Genomic DNA, 16757 nt, shown 5'->3' with positions numbered 1-16757 from the left:
GGGCCCATCGGGGACGTGAAGAATTATTTGAACTGACCAGTCAGTTTAGATACTCTGGAGACAGACGTTCTTCACGAAAGGCACCTCCCCATGCTCGAAGCCCGTGCGCTCCAGGTGAACGGCCGCAGGACCGACCTCCTGCCCGCCACCTCACTGCGTGTCTCCCCCGGCGAACTGCTCCTGGTCCGCGGCGAGAACCAGGATGACCGCACCGCCCTCGCCCTGACCCTCAGCGGACGCATGAAACCGTCCTCGGGTCACCTTTCCTGGAACGGCAGCACCCGGCTCAAGACCGTCCGCAAGACCTCGGCCCTCGTGGACTCCCCCGGCATCAACGAGCCCGAACAGCACCTCTCCGTCTGCGATCTGGTCACCGAAGACCTCGCACTGGTCCCCCGTCGCTACCGCGGCGCGCTCCTGGCCAAGCCGTGGCTCAAGCTCAACGCCTTCGAGGACGTCGAGAACCTCTGGGTGGACGAACTTCCGGCGGACCGCCGCGTGAGCCTCCTGACCCAGCTGGCCCTCGCGGATCCCGCGGTGGACCTCCTGGTCCTGGACTCCCCCGACCGGCACAGCGCCGATCCCGCCGTCTGGCTGCAGCGCTGCGAGGACCTCGCCTACGACGCCGGGCGGCCGCTCGCCGTCGTCGCCGTCGTCTCGGCGCTGCCGGACGGCTGGGAGGGCCCCAGCGCGGTGATCGGCAACTCCGTTCCGCATGCGGAGCTGCCGCCGGGCGCCGAAGAGGACGCGGAAGCCGTGGAGGAAGCCCGGCCGGCGTCGACGGGTGAAACGCCGTCGAATGAGATGCAGAGTGCGGATGAGAACGTGGAGGAAGAGAAGTGACCGTTCTACGCCTGGCCCGCTCCGAGCTCAAGCGCATGACCGGTGGTGTGCTGCCGAAGCTCACCATCGTCGCCCTGTCCCTGGTGCCCCTGCTCTACGGGGCCATCTACCTCTACGCCAACTGGGATCCGTACAACAACCTGAGCGGCATCAAGGCCGCCCTGGTGGTCGAGGACACCGGAGCCACCCCGTCCAAGCCGGACGGCACCAAGGGCGAGGAGCTCAAGGCCGGCGCCAAGGTCGCGGACTCGCTCGTGGACGCGCACCTCTTCGACTGGCAGCGTGTGCCCACCTCGCAGGAGGCCGACGAGGGCGTGCGGACGGGCAAGTACGCCTTCGCCCTGAAGATCCCGAAGGACTTCTCCAAGAACCTGGTCTCGCCGTCGACGTTCGACTCGGCGCACCAGGCGATGCTCAACGTCACCACCAATGACGCCAACAACTATCTGCTCAGCACCATCGTGGACAAGCTCACCACGGCCGTGCACGCGAGCGTCGCCCAGGAGGTCGGCGAGCAGACGGCCGATCAGCTCCTCACCGGCTTCGGGGTGATCCACCAGAACATGGTGAAGGCCGCGGACGGGGCCAAGACCCTCTCCAACGGCCTCGCCCAGCTGCAGACCGGCACCACCGATCTGCACAAGGGCACCACGGAGCTGAGCTCCGGCGCCAGCCAGCTGGTGAACGGCCAGGGCCAGCTCGTGGCCGGCGCCAACAAGCTGTCCGACGGCGCGAACAAGCTGAGCAGCGGACTCGCGCAGCTCAGCCAGGGCGCCGCCCCGCTGCCGTCCAGCACCAAGCAGCTGGCCGACGGCGCCGCCCAGGTGGCCGCCGGGAACGCCCAGCTCAACGCCAAGGTCCAGGGTGCCGTGAAGGACCTCCGGACCGTGGAGACCCAGGCCGACGCGGACGTGAAGACCACGCTCAGCAAGCTCGTGAAGGACGAGGTCCTCACCCAGGAGCAGTCGGACAAGATCCAGGCCGATCTCAAAACCGTCCAGGGTTCCAGCCCCGTTCAGGACGCCAAGGCGAAGATCAACGGCGCCGCCGCGGACATTCAGAAGCTCTCCGACGGCGCAGGGGCTGTGGCCGCCGGCGCCAAGAAGCTCTCCGACTCCGCCCCCACCCTGGTGAACGGCATCAACCAGGCCAACTCCGGCGCCTACCAGCTGGCCGATGGCGCGAAGACCCTAGCGGCCGGCGAGCAGAGCGCCTACCAGGGAGCCACCAAGCTCAACGCGGGCGCCACCCAGCTCAATGCGGGTGCGGCCAAGCTCCAGGACGGGGCCAAGTCCGCCGCGAGCGGCGGCAAGGAACTCGCCACCAAGCTCGCCGACGGTTCGGGCCAGATCCCCAACCCGAACGCCACCCAGCGGGAGAGCGTCTCCAAGGTCATGTCCGATCCGGTGGCCGTGGACAAGCTCGCCCAGACCAAGGCGACCACGTACGGCGCCGGCCTGGCTCCGTTCTTCCTGAGCCTGTCCCTGTGGATCGGTGCGTTCATGCTGGTGCAGGCCATGCGCCCGCTCACCCAGCGCGCCCTGGCGTCCAACGCGCCGTCCTGGAAGATCGGCATCGCCGGATGGCTGCCGTTCTTCGTGGTGTCTGCCGTGCAGACCGCCCTGCTGTGGGCGGTGGTCACGCTCGGCCTGAAGCTGGAATCGGCCAACCCGGCCCTGACGTTCGTCTTCCTGCTCTTCGCGGCCATGGCGTTCACGGCTCTCATCCAGGGCATCTGCGCCCTGCTGGGGACACCGGGCAAGTTCGTGGTGCTCATCCTGCTGGTGCTCCAGCTGGTCTCCTCGGGAGGCACCTTCCCCTGGCAGACCACCCCGGAACCGTTCCACGTGGTGCACGACATCCTGCCGCTCGGCTACGTGGTGACCGGCATGCGCCACCTCATCTACGGCGGTGACCTGTCCATGGTGGCGCCGATCATGCTGGGCCTGGTGGGCTACGCGGCACTGGGCATGGCGATGTCCACCCTCGCGGTGCACAAGCACAAGCTCTGGACCCTGAAGAGCTTCAAGCCGGAGATCTCGGTATGAGACCCGCCGGGCCGGGCGCCCTCGCGGGGCTGCCGCAGACGGGCGGCGACGCCGGCGGAGTGGGCGGCGCTCCCGGTGCGGGCGACGACGACGGCGCGGGCCGCCGTCGTCGTCCCCAGCGGACCTCCGCCTCCCGGCAGAAGATCTTCGACGCCTCGATGCAGCTGATCGGCGAGCGGGGCGCGGCCGAGGTCACCGTGGATGAGATCGCCGCCGAGGCCGGCGTCTCCAAGGGCACGGTGTACTACAACTTCGGCAGCAAGTCCGAGCTGATCGCGCAATTGCTCCGGCACGGCGTGGACATCCTCCTGGCCCGTTTCGCAGCGGTGCCCGGGGTGGACGATCCCGTGGCGGCCATGGAGTCCGTGGTGTCCGAGGCGATCGCGTTCCTGGACGACTACCCCTCGTTCGGGCAGCTGTGGATGAACGAGAACTGGAAGGCCGAGAACGAGTGGCGTGACCTGATGCGGGAGCTCCGGGCCGAACTGCTCGACGTGATCTCTCAGGCTCTGGACCGGATCGGTCAGCGGTACGCCGTGAACCAGGACGTGTCCCGGAGCGGCCTGGAGGCGGCGATCTTCGGGGCCTGCTTCATCGTGGGGCTGGACCGCAAGAGCTTCCATCCCGGGCGGTCCCAGGAGGCCAGCGTGGAGGCCATCATGACCTTCGTGAAGGGGTACCTGGCGCGCTGAGACGCTGCCACTGCTCCGCCACCGGCACCGGCACCGGCACCGGCACCGAAAACTGTCAGACCCCTCTGAAAGAATGACGTCATGCGCTTGCTCACCACCAAGATCATGCTCGGCGCGGCCCTGGCCTGCGCCGCGCTCCTGATCCAGACGGTCCTGGCCCCGGAGACCCTGGGCCTGGTCCTCCTGGTGGTGTGCGCCTTCATCGGTTTCGTCTGCGCGATCGCGTCGGTCGCCATTCTGCGCCGCAACAAGACCCTGCTCGCAGCCGGGGCGCTCACCACCGTGGCGGTCACGTTCGCCCTGGCCTACGTCCGCCTCTGGGGCCTCGGCTTCTCCGAAGGCTACGACCGGATGCACACCACGGGACCGGGGGCCGGGAGCGATCTGTACTTCTTCCTGAGCCTCGCCGCGGGCCTCCCCGCGGCTCTGCTACTGTTCCTGGGCAGCGTCTGGCCCGTCAGGAGGCCCGGCGCCACCGGAGGCCGGAGCCGCACGCCCGCCGGGTCACGCCGGAGCGGATCCGCTTCGCGCGGCGCCGCAGGGTCCAGGAGCGGCACGCACAGCCGGAGTGGGGCCCGCCCGGTGCCGAAACCTACCGTCAGGCCCGGGGCACCTCGAAGGACGTCAGGCGCGCATCCTGACCGTCCAGCTCCGCCCAGGGCTTCACGCTCTCAAGCACGGTGATCCCGCTGGTGGGGTAATGCTCCGCCATGTCCAGGTACGCCGCCTGGTCCGAATCCCGGTCCGCCAGGAGCAGCGCGAGGTCCTGCACACCCGGCATGTGGCTAATGATCATCAGACTGGTCACCGTCTCCGGCACATGATTGATGACGGTGAGCATCCGCCGTCCGGTCGAGGCGTAGAGTCCCGACTCCAGCTTGGGCGTCGGAGCCTTCTCGCCCAGTTCCTCGCACACCCAGGTGCACGTCTGCCGGGTCCGCAGCGCGGTGGAGCAGAGGATGAAGTCCGGGACGTTGCCGGACTCCCGGAGCCAGGCCCCGGCAGCCGCCGCATCGCGGTGTCCGCGGGGTTCCAGGGGCCGGTCATGATCGGGCACCCCCAGAGGCCAATCCGCCTTGGCATGACGCATGACGATCAGGCGTTTCACATGATGCTCACTCATGGGAAAACACTATCCCCGGGGAGTTGGTGTTCGGTCCTCGGGGTAGGGGTGCCGCGGGCTTCCTCCGGCGCCTGCGCTCCAGCCCCGCCGGCTCTTGCGCGCAGACTCGGATCACGCGGACGGCGGGGCTTTCACGCAACAACGGCGCTCTCCGGATACCCCCGGCACCCCTGCGTGGACGGCCGGTCACCTCCGCAGGGTCAGGTCACCCACTCGCTCGCAAAGGACCGGCCCCACTCACGGGCAACCCTCCCACGAAGCCGGATGCACCGCATCTGACGCGGCGAACAGAGAAGGACGGGGATCCCCGTCAGCGCCGTTGTTGCGTTTCGATCCGCCGCATTGCGATCTTCCGCAAGGAAGAGCGTCAGGAGCGGCGGACCGAAGCGCAGGCGCGGAGGGGATCCCCGTCCTTCTCAGAAACCGAAACCGTCAGATGGAGTACTCCGGCGCGGCCCAGACGACCACCTCGGGGTGCTCGTAGAAGCGGTAGCCCTGGCCGCGGACCGTGCGGACCGTGTTGGCGAGGCGGCCCAGCTTGGAGCGGAGGCGGCGGATGTGCACGTCGATGGTGCGCTCGTTGGGGACTTCCTCGGCGTTGCGCCACAGGTTCTCCAGGAGCTCTTCGCGGTCCACGGTGCGGGTGCCGTTCTCCACGAGGTAGTTCAGGAGTTCGAACTCCTTGAACGTGAGGTTCAGGGTGTCGCCGTCCAGGTGGACCTCGCGACGGGCGAGGTCGATCAGCACGCCGCTGGGACGCTGATCGGGAACCGCGGCCGGACGGGGCGCCTCGACACGCTGGCGGTTGGCGACGGTGGGGTCACCGAAGGTGCTGCGCACGACGTCGAGCGCCGAGCCGGGTGCGCTGGCCGGGGCGACCGCGACGGCGGCGTAGCTCTCGGCACCCTGCACGAGGGACTGAGCGTAGGCGCGGATCTCCTGGGCCAGCTTGGCGATCGACTGACCGGAGGCGGCGGCCGTCTCCTCGTCGATCCCGACGTACAGGACGAACCCGCGGGCGACCGTGGGCGTTCCGGCGGCGGGCCGGGCCACGGCACCGTTGGCGCCACGGGCGATCACCGGGGTGGGTGCGGTCAGGGGGTGGCCCTCAGCGGCGGGAGTGCCCGGCTGCGGGACTGCTCGGAGCTGGCCGTATCCCTGCTGCGGGTAGCCGGGCTGCTGAGCCGGGGCGGCCGCGGAGGTGAGCTGGCCGTTGTAGCCTGCCGGGTACTGCTGCGGAGCGGCAGGCCGGTTGGCGAATTCGGGGCGGACGGCAGGAGCCTTGTTGGCATTCCGCAGGGAGATGTGGACGTATCCGGATGCAACTGACATGTTGTTTCAAACCTCTGAGAGTGAATTTGCCGTCATCGCGGCTCGAATGTTGAGTCCCCGCAATGAATCAGGAAAGTGCCCTTCATTGGGCGGGGGTGAGGACGGTTGCCTGAACTGAGGGGTGGAGTTCAGGCGCACATTCGACAACAGCCAGCCATCCGGCCAGCGGGTGCGCTGGGGAGGGTTACTGCGGCTGCAGATGCTGTTGATTTGGTATTCACATCTCCGAGTGTGCAACGTAACAAACAGAACTTGCAAGTAACAAAGCTCACAGCCGTCCACATCGTGAGACAAAAGTGTCCATTGTGATGGATTTCACCATTCTGGCAAGTGGCTCCGTGAGATGCGAATCAACCCTTTCACGGTCAGATTTCGCGTGATTCATCGAATTTTCTGCGCTGATTCGCCCTCCTGGGTGCGATTCGTTCAACTGTGAACTGAAACTCGTGTCAGATCCACTTGACCGCATCGTGGACGCCTCAGCGGACGTGGGCCCTCCGCGAAGGGGGTCGAAAGAGGACCAGCGTCGTTACCTAAATGTGACATGAGCGCGTCCGCCGCCTAGACTGATGGCGGGGCGGAGCGTCCGCCGGAACCAGCAGGGCACCGCCTCGGTGCCCGCGTCCGGAATCCAGGGACCCGCCTCTTCCAGGAGCATGAAGGGTTGAGCATGACCGCGAACCGACCGCGGACCACCGACGGGCGAGCCGCCGCGAGGTCCCGCGCTGTACGCGCCACCGGGAGCCCCCGCAGCGATGAACGGACCACAGGGTTCCGGTCGTCGGCTGCCGCCGCGCCGAGCGGCCGGCCCAAGCGTTCCATCCTCAGCCAGCTCCCCAGCCTCCTTCCCCGAACCCGCGGGGCCCGCGCCGCCGTCGTCGGCTCGGTTCTGACCCTGACGCTGGCCGGCGGGCTCGCCGCACAGGCGTCGATCGCCGCTCAGGACACCACCCCGGTGGCGCCGACCGTGCAGTCCGCGCCCGAGGTCAAGCTCAGCGCTCCTCAGTTCCGCAAGGTCAGTGTCGGCCAGAAGTTCGACTTCTCCGTCCTCGCCACCCTCTCCTCGGAGAGCGTCTCCGCCGGCGCGGAAGCCAGCAAGTCGGCCCGCGAGGCGGCCAGCCAGGCCGCCGCCCTGAAGGACGCGGTGGATGCGCTGAAGGAGGAGGCCGCACCGCCCAAGACGGTGGACGATCCCGCCGCTGCGCAGGCCTTCGCCGCGACTCAGCTGGGCAAGTACGGCTGGGGCGCCGGCGAGATGCCGTGCCTCGTGACCCTCTGGACTCGCGAGTCCGGGTGGAAGACCACCGCGCAGAACGCTGATTCCGGCGCCTACGGCATCGTCCAGGCACTGCCCGGCACCAAGATGGCCTCCGTCGCTCCGGATTGGCAGACCAACTACAAGACCCAGATCACCTGGGGCCTGAAGTACGTCTCCGAGCGGTACGGATCGCCCTGTGGCGCCCTCGGATTCCACTACGCCAACAACTGGTACTGAGCCTCAACCGGTCCCGAACCGCCCCGCGTGACGGACTCCTTCAGGCCCGCGCCTGACGGCAGCGTGAGGAATTTTTCGATTTCCTCGGCGTGGTCGCGTCACAGACCGCAGGCGACCGGCTATGTCTCTTCCAGTGGGTGACCTGCTTCGGCCAGACCGTCGTGGGCTACCCGCCTCGAGACCAGTGGCATGGGGGCGTGCTCACCGTTCTCGAGTCACTGCACATCGCCAACGGTGAGACATCATGTTTCTTCACATCGCGGTCCGGGAACTCAGTTTCCACACACCGGGCCGACTCGCGCACCTCCGGGTTCAGCCGCGTGAAAGTGTGAGCATCTTCCTTCACATGAAGATGCGAACACCCCTCCTGCATCTCTGTCGTGTTGCGTAAAAGGGTATGAATGTTTCTCCTGAGGAATCATCAAGGGGTGGAAATGGAGAAGACGTACCTCGACCGGAGGACGCTCGCATCGGCTTTCAAGAAGGAACACCGCGCTCTCATCGGGCTCTCCGGTCTGATGGCGCACCGGACGCACGGCGGACCTCAGCACCGGTTCGCCTCGGAAGGCACCCCTCATCATCCGAGCGAACGAGATCTTGTTGCCTAGGGGCAGCGACGCCGAGTTGCTCTCCCTCACACGCGCTGGGGACATGAGCGCGTTCGGAGCACTCTTCGCGAAGCACCGCGCTTCCGCCTACCGGATCGCCTACGCGCTGACCCAGGACCATGGCGCCTCCGAGGACGCGGTGAATGACACTTTCGGAGCCATTCTGTCCGCCATCAAATCCGGCCGGGGACCACAAGGGGTGTTCCTTCCCTATCTTCTCTCCAGCGTCTCGCGTACGGTCTGGCGCAATTCCCGGCGCAAGCGCCGTGAACTCCCCTCCGATGACATGGATTCGGTGGAAGAAGTACCGGAAGTCACCGATCGCGTCGTCGCGGCATTTGAGAACCAGTCGGCACGACGGGCGTTTCAGTCACTCCCCGAACGATGGCGCATGATCATCTGGTATCTCGATATCGAGGATATGCAGCCGCGGGATATCGCCCCCACGCTCGGATTGTCACCGAATGCGACGGTGGCACTGCACCGCCGCGCCAAAAGAGCTCTCCGGGTCGCGTATCTCCGGGAGCAGCTGGGAAAACGAGGATCCGACGACTGTCAGTTCACTCTCGAATATGTTCCCGCCTATCTGAGTGACGCGCTCACGGCCCGGAAGAAAGCGATGTTCGAGGCCCACCTCAAAACGTGCCGGTGGTGCGGCGGGGCCCTCGCGGAGCTGCTGGACAGCGGCGTTTTCCGGGTTCAGGACGGCAAACGGCCCCCCGGCTGGCCCTGGAAGGATTACATGACACATTTCATGCTCTGGGCATTCGTGGCACTGATCTTCGCATCTCAACCGGCATATCACGGACCCGATCCCACGGGCCTTCTCAGCCGCATCAGCGCGTCGGTGGCCAGTCATTATGCGGCAGGGAATACCTGATGCGGACAATGCCTCACGGACGTGCGATACACTCATGTGAAATCCCGACAGATGCCCCTTTCGCGCGGGCATGTTCATGCCAAGGAATCGCCCGAATGCCTGACGTGCCCGGTCCTCAGCAGTGCTGGCGAAATCTTTCTCTTCTGGGTTTCGCGACTCGGTGGATTTATGCGTGGCGATCGGGGGACATCGAATCCATTTCCAGCCTGGTCGGGGAGGACATCGAATTCCATCTCGGCGTGGAGCAGAACTCAGAACCGCTGCGCTCGTCAGCGGAACTCGTCTCAGCGCTGAAGCATCCGGACTTCCGGTGGGATCTTTCCGAGGCGATTCACCTCAAGGGTCTGATCACCGGGGACAACATGCTCGTCATCGACTACCGGGACGAGGCGGGCACCTCATTCACCGAGTCGCTGGAATTCCTTGACGGACGGGTCTGCTGGCGCCGGATCGGGATCGACGCACCCTGAACCGGTCCCAGGGGAAGCACCCCGGGCATCGACCACGTCCTGGACGCGGCGGGTCATCTCATCATGAGCCCGGACCATGCTGCCGGCCAGGTGGATCAGGCCGAGAAAACCCAGGGCGACGATCGCGGGCACGGTGGGCAGAACGCCGGCCGCCCACAGCGAGAGGACGACGACGCCGGCGAGTAAGGCGAGCAGCCGCAGCCAGGCCGTCGCCGTCGTATGTCGTGCTCGCGGATGCTCGTCCTGCGTGCCTTCAGGTGAGTTCATCCCGGGCCTTTTGCCTCGCGCTCAGTCACGGTCGGCCGGTTCCTGGCAGGAACTCGGCCTGGAGGAAACAGTGAAGAACCTCTCCTCCCCACGGTTCTTTAGTGGCCCCGGAGCGTGACATGACGCGATCCGGCCGGAATTCACTCCGTGCCGGCCACGCGCCGTCGTCCGCTCACAGCAAGCGCACAGCGAACACCTAGTCAGATGCGAAGACGAGGGTTCAGAGTGGAGGTATGTCACTGCCACCCTCACTCCAGTCACTGCCTCGCCTGACCCGCCCGGACGGCTCCCCGATCCGCGCCCTGGTCCTGGATGACGAGCCGATGCTCCGTGAGCTGGTCGCCATGGGGCTCAAGCTGAGCGGCTGGGACGTCCAGTACGCCGAAGACGGCCCCTCCGCGGTGCGTGTGGCACGCGAATTCCAGCCGGACGTGCTGGTCCTGGACATCATGGTGCCCGTGTTCGACGGCGTCGAAGCGCTGCAGAAGATCCGCACCTTCATGCCCGAAGTCCCAGCGCTCTTCCTCACGGCCAAGGACAGCGTGGAGAACCGAGTGGAGGGGCTGGCCGCCGGCGGCGACGATTACGTGTCCAAGCCCTTCAGTCTCGAGGAGCTGACACTCCGCCTGCACCGCCTGGTGCAGCGGTCCGGAGCCACGGCCAAGGACGCTTCGGAACTCGTGGTGGGCGATCTGGTGCTCAACATCGATTCCCGGGAGGTCCACCGCGGCGGCGAGGAGATCCAGCTGACCGCCACCCAGTTCGACCTCCTGCAGTACCTCATGGAGAATCCGCGGCGCGTGCTGAGCAAGAATCAGATCCTGGACCACGTGTGGCACTACGACTTCGGTGGTCAGGCGAACATCGTGGAGCTCTACATCTCCTACCTGCGCAAGAAGATCGATGTGGGCCGGGCCGCCATGATCCACACCGTCCGGGGCGTGGGCTACGTCATCCGGCCCGGTGCCGAATGACCGCTGACACCGCCCCGGAAGGCACTGCTCCCCCACCTCCCGGCAACCCACCGCAGGGCAACCCACCACAGGGCAGCCGCGGTCCCCGCTGGACGCGCCTGAAGTCCTGGCCCCTGCGCACCAAACTGGTGCTCGTCACCATGGCGCTGCTGACGGTCATCGCCGCGGTGCTCGGCTCGGTGGTCTACGCGACCATGGACCGCGTCCTGACCAATGACGTCGACACTCAGCTGCGCCAGGCCAATCACCGTGCCGCCGAGACACTGGGAGGACCGGGTGGGTACGGAGGCTCCCCGGACTTCCGGGGGCAGCCGCTCGGCACGATCACGGCCGTGGCGACGAGCAACGGGTCGCAGGGCGCCGCGGTGATCCTTCAGGACGACGGCAAGTTCGCACCGCTTCCCAGCAGTGACCTGCGCAAGATCGCTGCCATCTCCGCCACCCCGGAGGCCTACCGCCCCGGCGCCGTCCCAGCGACGAGCCACCTCAGTGTCGGCGAATACCGGATGCTGGCCTCCACCACGCCCAACGGCGCCGTGGTGGTGACCGGGCTCCCGCTGGCCGGCAAGAACCAGGCCCTGGGAGCGCTGGTCCTCACCACCGTGCTGGTGGCGGCAGGGGCCCTGGTGATCTGCGCCGTCGTGGGCACCTGGCTGATCCGCCGGACTTTGCGGCCGCTGGCCCAGCTCAGCGAGGTGGCCGGCCAGGTGGCCGAGTCACGGCTCGACGTCGGCGAGGTGGCCCTGGGCGTGCGCGTCCCGGACAGCGCCACGGACCCCGACACCGAGGTGGGGAGCGTGGGGCACGCGTTCAACCGGATGCTCGACAACGTCGCCGGCGCCCTCGCCGTGCGGCACGCGTCTGAGGTGAAGGCCCGCCAGTTCGTGGCGGACGCCTCCCACGAGCTCCGCACTCCCCTGACCGCCATCCGCGGCTACAGCGAGATGCTGGGCCTGACCGAGAACCTCAGCGATCAGGGCAAGGAGTCGCTCTCCCGGGTGCAGAGCCAGTCCGTCCGGATGAACACCCTGGTGGAGGACCTTCTGACGCTGGCCAGGCTGGATGAGGGTCAGGCGCTGCAGGGCAGGTCCGTGGACCTGGTGCAGCTGGCCGTCGAGGAGGTCATGGAGAAGCGCGCGCAGGACGCGGGGCACGACTGGCGGCTGGCTGTGCCAGCGGGAACCGTCGACGCCTGGGCCGATCCGGCGAGGCTGCGGCAGGTCCTGGTGAACCTCCTGACGAACGCCCAGAAGCACACGCCGGAGGGCACCAGAGTGGAGGTCGGCGTCGCGCTCTCGGCCGAGGGCAGGCCGATGCTCACCGTGACGGATGACGGCCCCGGCATCCCGGAGGACCTCCAGCCCGAGGTGTTCTCCCGCTTCACCCAGGCGGACAAGGCCCGCACGGGTGGCTCGTCCGGGCTGGGCCTGTCGATCGTGCAGGCGATCGTCCAGGCACACGGCGGGACCGTGACACTGGAGTCCCGTCCGGGCCGGACCGTGTTCTCCGTGGAGCTGCACCCGGCCTGACGCGAGAAGCCAGTTGGGCACAGTGTTCGGCGTGAACATTGTGCTCAACTGGCTTCTCGCGAGCAGGAGACGACGGGAGCTCAGGCCTCCAGGACGCTCGCGACGCCGTAGAGGCGGTCGCCGGCGTCGCCCAGACCGGGGACGATGTACGCCTTCTCGTTGAGACGCTCGTCGATCGAGGCCAGGACGACGGTGACGTTGGCGTCGGACAGCTCCTCCTCCAGCTTGGCCAGGCCCTCCGGGGCGGCCAGCAGGCAGATGCAGGTGACCTCGTCGGCGCCCCGGCGGAAGAGGAACTTGACCGCTTCACGCAGCGTCCCGCCGGTGGCCAGCATCGGATCCAGGACGAACACCTGGCGGCCCGTGAGGTCCTCGGGAAGGCGCTCGGCGTAGGTGATGATGTCCAGAGTGTGCTCGTCACGCGCCATGCCCAGGAAGCCCACCTCGGCGGTGGGGACCAGCTTGGTCATGCCCTCCAGCATGCCGAGGCCTGCGCGGAGGATGGGGACCACCAGGGGCGTCGGCTTGGTGAAGGCCGTGCCGATCGTGGTGGACACCGGGGTCTCGATGGTGACGGGCTGAGTACGCACCTCGCGAGTGGCCTCGTAGGCGAGAAGGGTGACGAGTTCCTCGGTCAGCTGACGGAAGACGGGCGAAGGCGTGGTCTTGTCCCGCAGCACGGTGAGCTTATGGGCGACGAGCGGGTGATCCACAACGATGGTGCGCATGGGTCAAATTTACAGGACTTCTTCCCCTCCGCCTCCCTTCGCGAACCGCCAGTAGGCGCCCTTATTCACAGCGCATAGGGGCATCCTTTGGCGGTTCGCGTAGACGGGAGGGCGGATACGCTGGTGGGCATGATCCCGCACGACGCCGAACACGAGCACTGGATGGGCCTCGCCCTCGCCGAGGCCCGGGCGGCGCTGCGCACGGAGGATGTGCCGATCGGCGCGGTTCTTCTGGGCCCCGACGGCGCCGTGCTGGCCACCGGTCGCAATGAACGCGAGGCCCTGGGCGACCCGACGGCGCACGCCGAAGTGGTCGCGATCCGTGCGGGCGCGGCCGCCCTGCGCGAGCGGATGGCCGACGACGACGGCGGGTCCGATGGCTGGCGCCTGGAGGACTGCACGCTGGTGGTCACGCTGGAGCCGTGTGCGATGTGCGCCGGGGCGATCGTCCTGAGCAGGATCCCGCGTGTGGTGTTCGGGGCCTGGGATGAGAAGGCCGGGGCCGCCGGGTCCGTGTTCGACATCCTCCGCGAGCGCCGCCTCAACCACTGGGTGGAGGTCTACGCGGGCATCCGCGAAGACGAATGCGCCGCCCTGCTCCGGGAGTTCTTCGCCCGGCACCGGGGCTAGCCGGGCACCTCCCCTCTCACAGCGCTCCGGCGCTCTTTTCCCCGGCCTGGCGGACATTCCCCGCCGCCGCAGCGCAGGGGACTGTCCATTGAAGCGGGCGGATCCACGACGACCGCGCGCGGCCGGGTAGCGGGGCGCGCCCTGCCCGGCGGCCGTCGTCGTCGTGCGCTTGGCACGCCTCCTCCACCCCGCACCTATCCCTACCCCGCGCGCCTCCGGAATATTAGTTTGACTAAGCAACTTTCATGATTATATAGTTGCCGTAAGCAATTACAGGAGGTTCGGATGCCGGTGGAGCCAGCAACAGCGCGGGCGCTCATCCGCGGGGTCGTGGACTTGCAGCGTGCACTGCGCTGCCTCTCCCACGACTCCCTGGCTCCGGGAACCAGCACGGCCCTGCTCGGGGTGCTCCACATGATCACCGAACACGGTGGGCGTGCGGTGGACATCGCGCAGCGGCTCGGTGTGAGTTCCCCCGTGCTGAGCCGCCACCTCGCAGAACTCGAGGAACGCGGCTTCATCACCCGGACGCAGGACCCCACGGACCGCAGGGCTCAGATCCTGGAGGTCACCGATGCCGGGCAGGAACAGCTCGCCCGTGCCGAGGAGGACCGCGTCCAGGCGCTGCTGAGCCTCCTCGGTGACTGGGATGAGGACCAGGCGCTCACGTGCCGTTCCAACCTCACCGACCTCACCGTGGCCTTGCAGTCCTACCGCCGCAAGCCCTCCCCGTACGCCGCCGTCACCCCCGCAGGAGACTGAATCTTGAACCCCAACCACGAGGCTCAACCCATGAGCCACCGGCAGATCATGGAGGCCTTCACCGGCCTCCTTGCCGCGTTCTTCACGGCGATCGTGTCCAGCACGATCGTCTCGAACGCGCTGCCCACCATCATTTCCGACCTCAAAGGCACCCAGACGGACTTCGCCTGGGTCATCACGGCATCCATGCTCGCGAGCGCCGTCACCACCCCGATCTGGGGCAAGCTCGCGGACCTCTACGACAAGAAGATCCTGGTCCAGCTCTCGATCGTGGTGTTCGTGGCCGGCTCGGTCGTCGCGGGCCTCTCCCCCGACATCCCCATGCTGCTTACCGCACGCGTCATCCAGGGCATCGGCATGGGCGGTCTGATCGCCCTGTCGCAGGCCATCATGGGCGTCATGATCGCCCCGCGTGAGCGCGGCAAGTACTCCGGCTACCTCGGCGCCGTTCTCGCCGTGGGCACCGCGGGTGGCCCGTTGCTCGGCGGTCTGATCGTGGACCACTGGGGCTGGCGCTGGACCTTCTACGTCTGCGTCCCGCTCGCGATCATCGCCCTGATCCTGCTCCAGCTCACCCTGAAGCTGCCGCAGGTGCGCCGCAAGGCCCGGATCGACTGGCTGGGCACCATCCTGCTCAGCGCGTCCGTCTCCACCCTGCTGATCTGGGTCTCCTTCGCCGGCAACCCGGACTACTACGAGTGGTGGTCCTGGCAGACCGCGGCGATGGTGGGCGGCTCCGTCGTCGGCCTGCTGCTCTTCATCCTGGTCGAGGCCAAGGTCTCCGAGCCGATCATCCCCCTGAAGATCATCTCCAACCGCACCACCGCGCTGAGCATCGTGGCCTCGGTGGCCATCGGCGTGGCCATGTTCGGTTCCTCCTCCTTCATCGGCCAGTACTTCCAGGTGGCCCGTGGCGCGACGCCCACCGAGGCCGGCCTGCTCACCCTGCCGATGATCTTCACCAACCTGGTGGGCTCCACGGTCGCGGGTCAGCTGATCTCCCGCTACGGCAAGTGGAAGGGCTACCTGGTGGCCGGCACGATCCTCACCGCGGCGGGCATGCTCCTCCTCGGCACGATCGACCACGAGACCGACTTCTGGATCACCGGCGTCTACATGGCCGTGCTGGGCCTGGGCCTCGGCATGACCATGCAGAACCTGGTCCTCGCCGTGCAGAACACCGTGGCTCCCCGGGACATCGGCTCCGCGAGTGCCTCGGTGGCGTTCTTCCGCACCGTCGGTGGCGCGATCGGCGTCTCCGTGCTGGGCGCCGTGCTGGGCAATCGGTCCTCGGATCTGATCAAGCAGGGTTTCATCGACCACCACATCAAGGTCCCCGCCGGGTCCGGGGCGTCGAGCACCAGCCTGGACGTCAAGGACATGCCCGGTCCGATCGCCACGATCGTCAAGGCCGCCTATGGTGACGCCTCCGCGCAGATCTTCCTGATCGCCGGCTTCGTGGCCATCGCCGCGATCATCGCCGTGCTGTTCATCAAGGAGGTCCCGCTGCGCAAGACGGTCGAGATGCAGCCCGCCAAGGCGGCTTCCGAGGGCTCTTCCACGGAACCGGACACGACGACGGCGACGCTCGCCGCGGTCGCCGCTCCGTCCGGCGCCGCAGGCGAGGCCCTGGCCAACGGGCTGAACCCGAGCAGCGCACCGGAACAGCACGTGCCGGCTCACGCTGCCGGACACCAGCGCGCCGTTCCGGCGACCCACGACGGCAGCCTGGAGGGCAGCCTGGACTCCGAGCTCAGGCTCCTCCTGGCCGAGCGCGAGGAAGCCGCCGTCGTCCCTGAGGGCGACACCGCCGCGACGCTCGCCGCGCTCCAGCAGACTCAGCTGATGCTGGCGAAGCAGCAGGAGCAGCTCGCCCGGCTCGCGGAGAAGGTCAACACGCAGCTGCTGGCGCAGCTCGAGATGTCCGAGCGGCAGGGCCAGGCGGCCGGCGAGCTGGCGAGGATCCAGGCCGAGCTCGACGCCGAACGGCAGCTCCAGAAGGAAGCCGCGCTCTACCTGGCGACCAGGGGACGGCACAGCGCGGGCTGAGGCCGGCGGTTCCTGCGGAGGTGCTGAGAGGGGCGTCCATCGATTGCGGTGGGCGCCCTTCGGGCGCTTCCGGGGTTCTGGGGAGGCTCGGTGCTTCGGCGACAAGCCCGGGAACGGGCGGATCCGAGGCCTGCAGACGGGCCCGCAGGTGCTCCGTTTGGGCGGGGGTGTCCGGCTACGGTAAAGTGGTCAACCGTTGGTGACGTGTCCGAGCGGCCGAAGGTGCAACACTCGAAATGTTGTTTGGTGTAACAGCCAACGTGGGTTCAAATCCCACCGTCACCGCCAGAGCGAAGGCCCTGGAACCCTGAGAGATCAGAGGTTCCA

Annotated in this window: 17 protein-coding genes and 1 tRNA gene; 14 read left to right on the top strand and 4 right to left on the bottom strand. The window is 67.5% G+C overall.

Annotation, left to right across the window (positions count from 1 at the left end; genetic code table 11):
* The first annotated feature begins 90 nt into the window (after window positions 1–90).
* From AB4Y75_RS11280 to AB4Y75_RS11265, 4 genes are all read left to right on the top strand, one after another.
* Complete coding sequence (locus AB4Y75_RS11280) at window positions 91–843, top strand: ABC transporter ATP-binding protein (RefSeq protein ID WP_441435972.1); 753 nt, start codon at window positions 91–93, stop codon at window positions 841–843.
* Window positions 840–2891 (top strand): YhgE/Pip family protein, encoded by a 2052-nt coding sequence (locus tag AB4Y75_RS11275; protein ID WP_441435971.1) that lies wholly within the window; start codon window positions 840–842, stop codon window positions 2889–2891. The genes AB4Y75_RS11280 and AB4Y75_RS11275 overlap by 4 nt, the downstream gene beginning before the upstream one ends.
* On the top strand, window positions 2888–3583 hold the full coding sequence (locus AB4Y75_RS11270; protein WP_441435970.1) for a TetR/AcrR family transcriptional regulator: 696 nt from the start codon (window positions 2888–2890) through the stop codon (window positions 3581–3583). Before AB4Y75_RS11275 ends, AB4Y75_RS11270 begins: the two co-directional genes overlap by 4 nt.
* 81 nt (window positions 3584–3664) lie before the next feature.
* Window positions 3665–4267, top strand: a complete 603-nt coding sequence (locus tag AB4Y75_RS11265) for a hypothetical protein (RefSeq protein ID WP_441435969.1) — start codon at window positions 3665–3667, stop codon at window positions 4265–4267.
* Here the strand turns inward: AB4Y75_RS11265 and AB4Y75_RS11260 are convergent.
* Together AB4Y75_RS11260 and AB4Y75_RS11255 are read right to left on the bottom strand one after the other, a co-directional pair.
* Complete coding sequence (locus AB4Y75_RS11260) at window positions 4182–4706, bottom strand: SixA phosphatase family protein (protein ID WP_441435968.1); 525 nt, start codon at window positions 4704–4706, stop codon at window positions 4182–4184. The genes AB4Y75_RS11265 and AB4Y75_RS11260 overlap by 86 nt on opposite strands.
* A gap of 432 nt (window positions 4707–5138) precedes the next feature.
* A complete protein-coding gene (locus tag AB4Y75_RS11255; RefSeq protein WP_441435967.1) occupies window positions 5139–6038 on the bottom strand; it encodes a winged helix-turn-helix domain-containing protein in 900 nt (299 codons plus the stop codon).
* Between the two features lie 670 nt (window positions 6039–6708).
* Between AB4Y75_RS11255 and AB4Y75_RS11250 the strand changes: the two genes are divergently transcribed.
* The 4 genes from AB4Y75_RS11250 to AB4Y75_RS11235 all read left to right on the top strand — a co-directional run bounded on the left by AB4Y75_RS11250 (window position 6709) and on the right by AB4Y75_RS11235 (window position 9491).
* A complete protein-coding gene (locus AB4Y75_RS11250) occupies window positions 6709–7533 on the top strand; it encodes a hypothetical protein (RefSeq protein WP_441435966.1) in 825 nt (274 codons plus the stop codon).
* A 434-nt stretch (window positions 7534–7967) separates the two neighbouring features.
* Window positions 7968–8141, top strand: a complete 174-nt coding sequence (locus tag AB4Y75_RS11245) for a hypothetical protein (RefSeq protein WP_441435965.1) — start codon at window positions 7968–7970, stop codon at window positions 8139–8141.
* Between the two features lie 43 nt (window positions 8142–8184).
* Entirely contained in the window at window positions 8185–9021 is an 837-nt protein-coding gene (locus tag AB4Y75_RS11240; protein WP_441435964.1) for a sigma-70 family RNA polymerase sigma factor, read from the top strand.
* A gap of 95 nt (window positions 9022–9116) precedes the next feature.
* Window positions 9117–9491 carry a hypothetical protein gene (locus AB4Y75_RS11235; RefSeq protein ID WP_441435963.1) on the top strand — a complete coding sequence of 125 codons (375 nt, stop codon included), beginning with the start codon at window positions 9117–9119 and terminating at the stop codon, window positions 9489–9491.
* On the opposite strand, the gene AB4Y75_RS11230 is transcribed toward AB4Y75_RS11235, so the two are convergent.
* Window positions 9420–9758 (bottom strand): hypothetical protein, encoded by a 339-nt coding sequence (locus tag AB4Y75_RS11230; protein ID WP_441435962.1) that lies wholly within the window; start codon window positions 9756–9758, stop codon window positions 9420–9422. The two genes, AB4Y75_RS11235 and AB4Y75_RS11230, sit on opposite strands and share 72 nt — an antisense overlap.
* 233 nt (window positions 9759–9991) lie before the next feature.
* Here AB4Y75_RS11230 and AB4Y75_RS11225 point away from each other — a divergent pair, with 233 nt between their 5' ends.
* Together AB4Y75_RS11225 and AB4Y75_RS11220 are read left to right on the top strand one after the other, a co-directional pair.
* Window positions 9992–10732, top strand: coding sequence for a response regulator transcription factor (locus AB4Y75_RS11225; protein WP_441435961.1), 741 nt, complete (start codon window positions 9992–9994; stop codon window positions 10730–10732).
* Window positions 10729–12261: a sensor histidine kinase gene (locus AB4Y75_RS11220; protein WP_441435960.1), complete on the top strand. Its 1533-nt coding sequence runs from the start codon at window positions 10729–10731 to the stop codon at window positions 12259–12261. The genes AB4Y75_RS11225 and AB4Y75_RS11220 overlap by 4 nt, the downstream gene beginning before the upstream one ends.
* An 80-nt stretch (window positions 12262–12341) precedes the next feature.
* On the opposite strand, the gene upp is transcribed toward AB4Y75_RS11220, so the two are convergent.
* The gene (gene upp, locus AB4Y75_RS11215; protein WP_441435959.1) at window positions 12342–12989 is read right to left on the bottom strand and encodes a uracil phosphoribosyltransferase; all 648 of its coding nucleotides are present in this window, start codon (window positions 12987–12989) and stop codon (window positions 12342–12344) included.
* 129 nt (window positions 12990–13118) lie between these two features.
* Between upp and tadA the strand changes: the two genes are divergently transcribed.
* The 4 genes from tadA (at window position 13119) to AB4Y75_RS11195 (ending at window position 16718) form a co-directional block, all read left to right on the top strand.
* On the top strand, window positions 13119–13619 hold the full coding sequence (gene tadA / locus AB4Y75_RS11210; RefSeq protein ID WP_441435958.1) for a tRNA adenosine(34) deaminase TadA: 501 nt from the start codon (window positions 13119–13121) through the stop codon (window positions 13617–13619).
* 285 nt (window positions 13620–13904) lie between these two features.
* Window positions 13905–14381 carry a MarR family winged helix-turn-helix transcriptional regulator gene (locus AB4Y75_RS11205; RefSeq protein ID WP_441435957.1) on the top strand — a complete coding sequence of 159 codons (477 nt, stop codon included), beginning with the start codon at window positions 13905–13907 and terminating at the stop codon, window positions 14379–14381.
* A gap of 30 nt (window positions 14382–14411) precedes the next feature.
* On the top strand, window positions 14412–16430 hold the full coding sequence (locus AB4Y75_RS11200) for a DHA2 family efflux MFS transporter permease subunit (RefSeq protein WP_441435956.1): 2019 nt from the start codon (window positions 14412–14414) through the stop codon (window positions 16428–16430).
* 198 nt (window positions 16431–16628) lie between these two features.
* A tRNA-Ser gene (locus tag AB4Y75_RS11195) sits at window positions 16629–16718 on the top strand.
* Window positions 16719–16757: the final 39 nt, after the last annotated feature.

Origin of the sequence: Arthrobacter sp. RAF14, from assembly GCF_052114185.1 — a bacterium.
In the GTDB taxonomy this organism is placed as follows: Bacteria; Actinomycetota; Actinomycetes; order Actinomycetales; family Micrococcaceae; genus Arthrobacter_E.
Note: the sequence above shows the minus strand (reverse complement) of the source record. Positions and strands in the feature narration are given on the sequence as shown.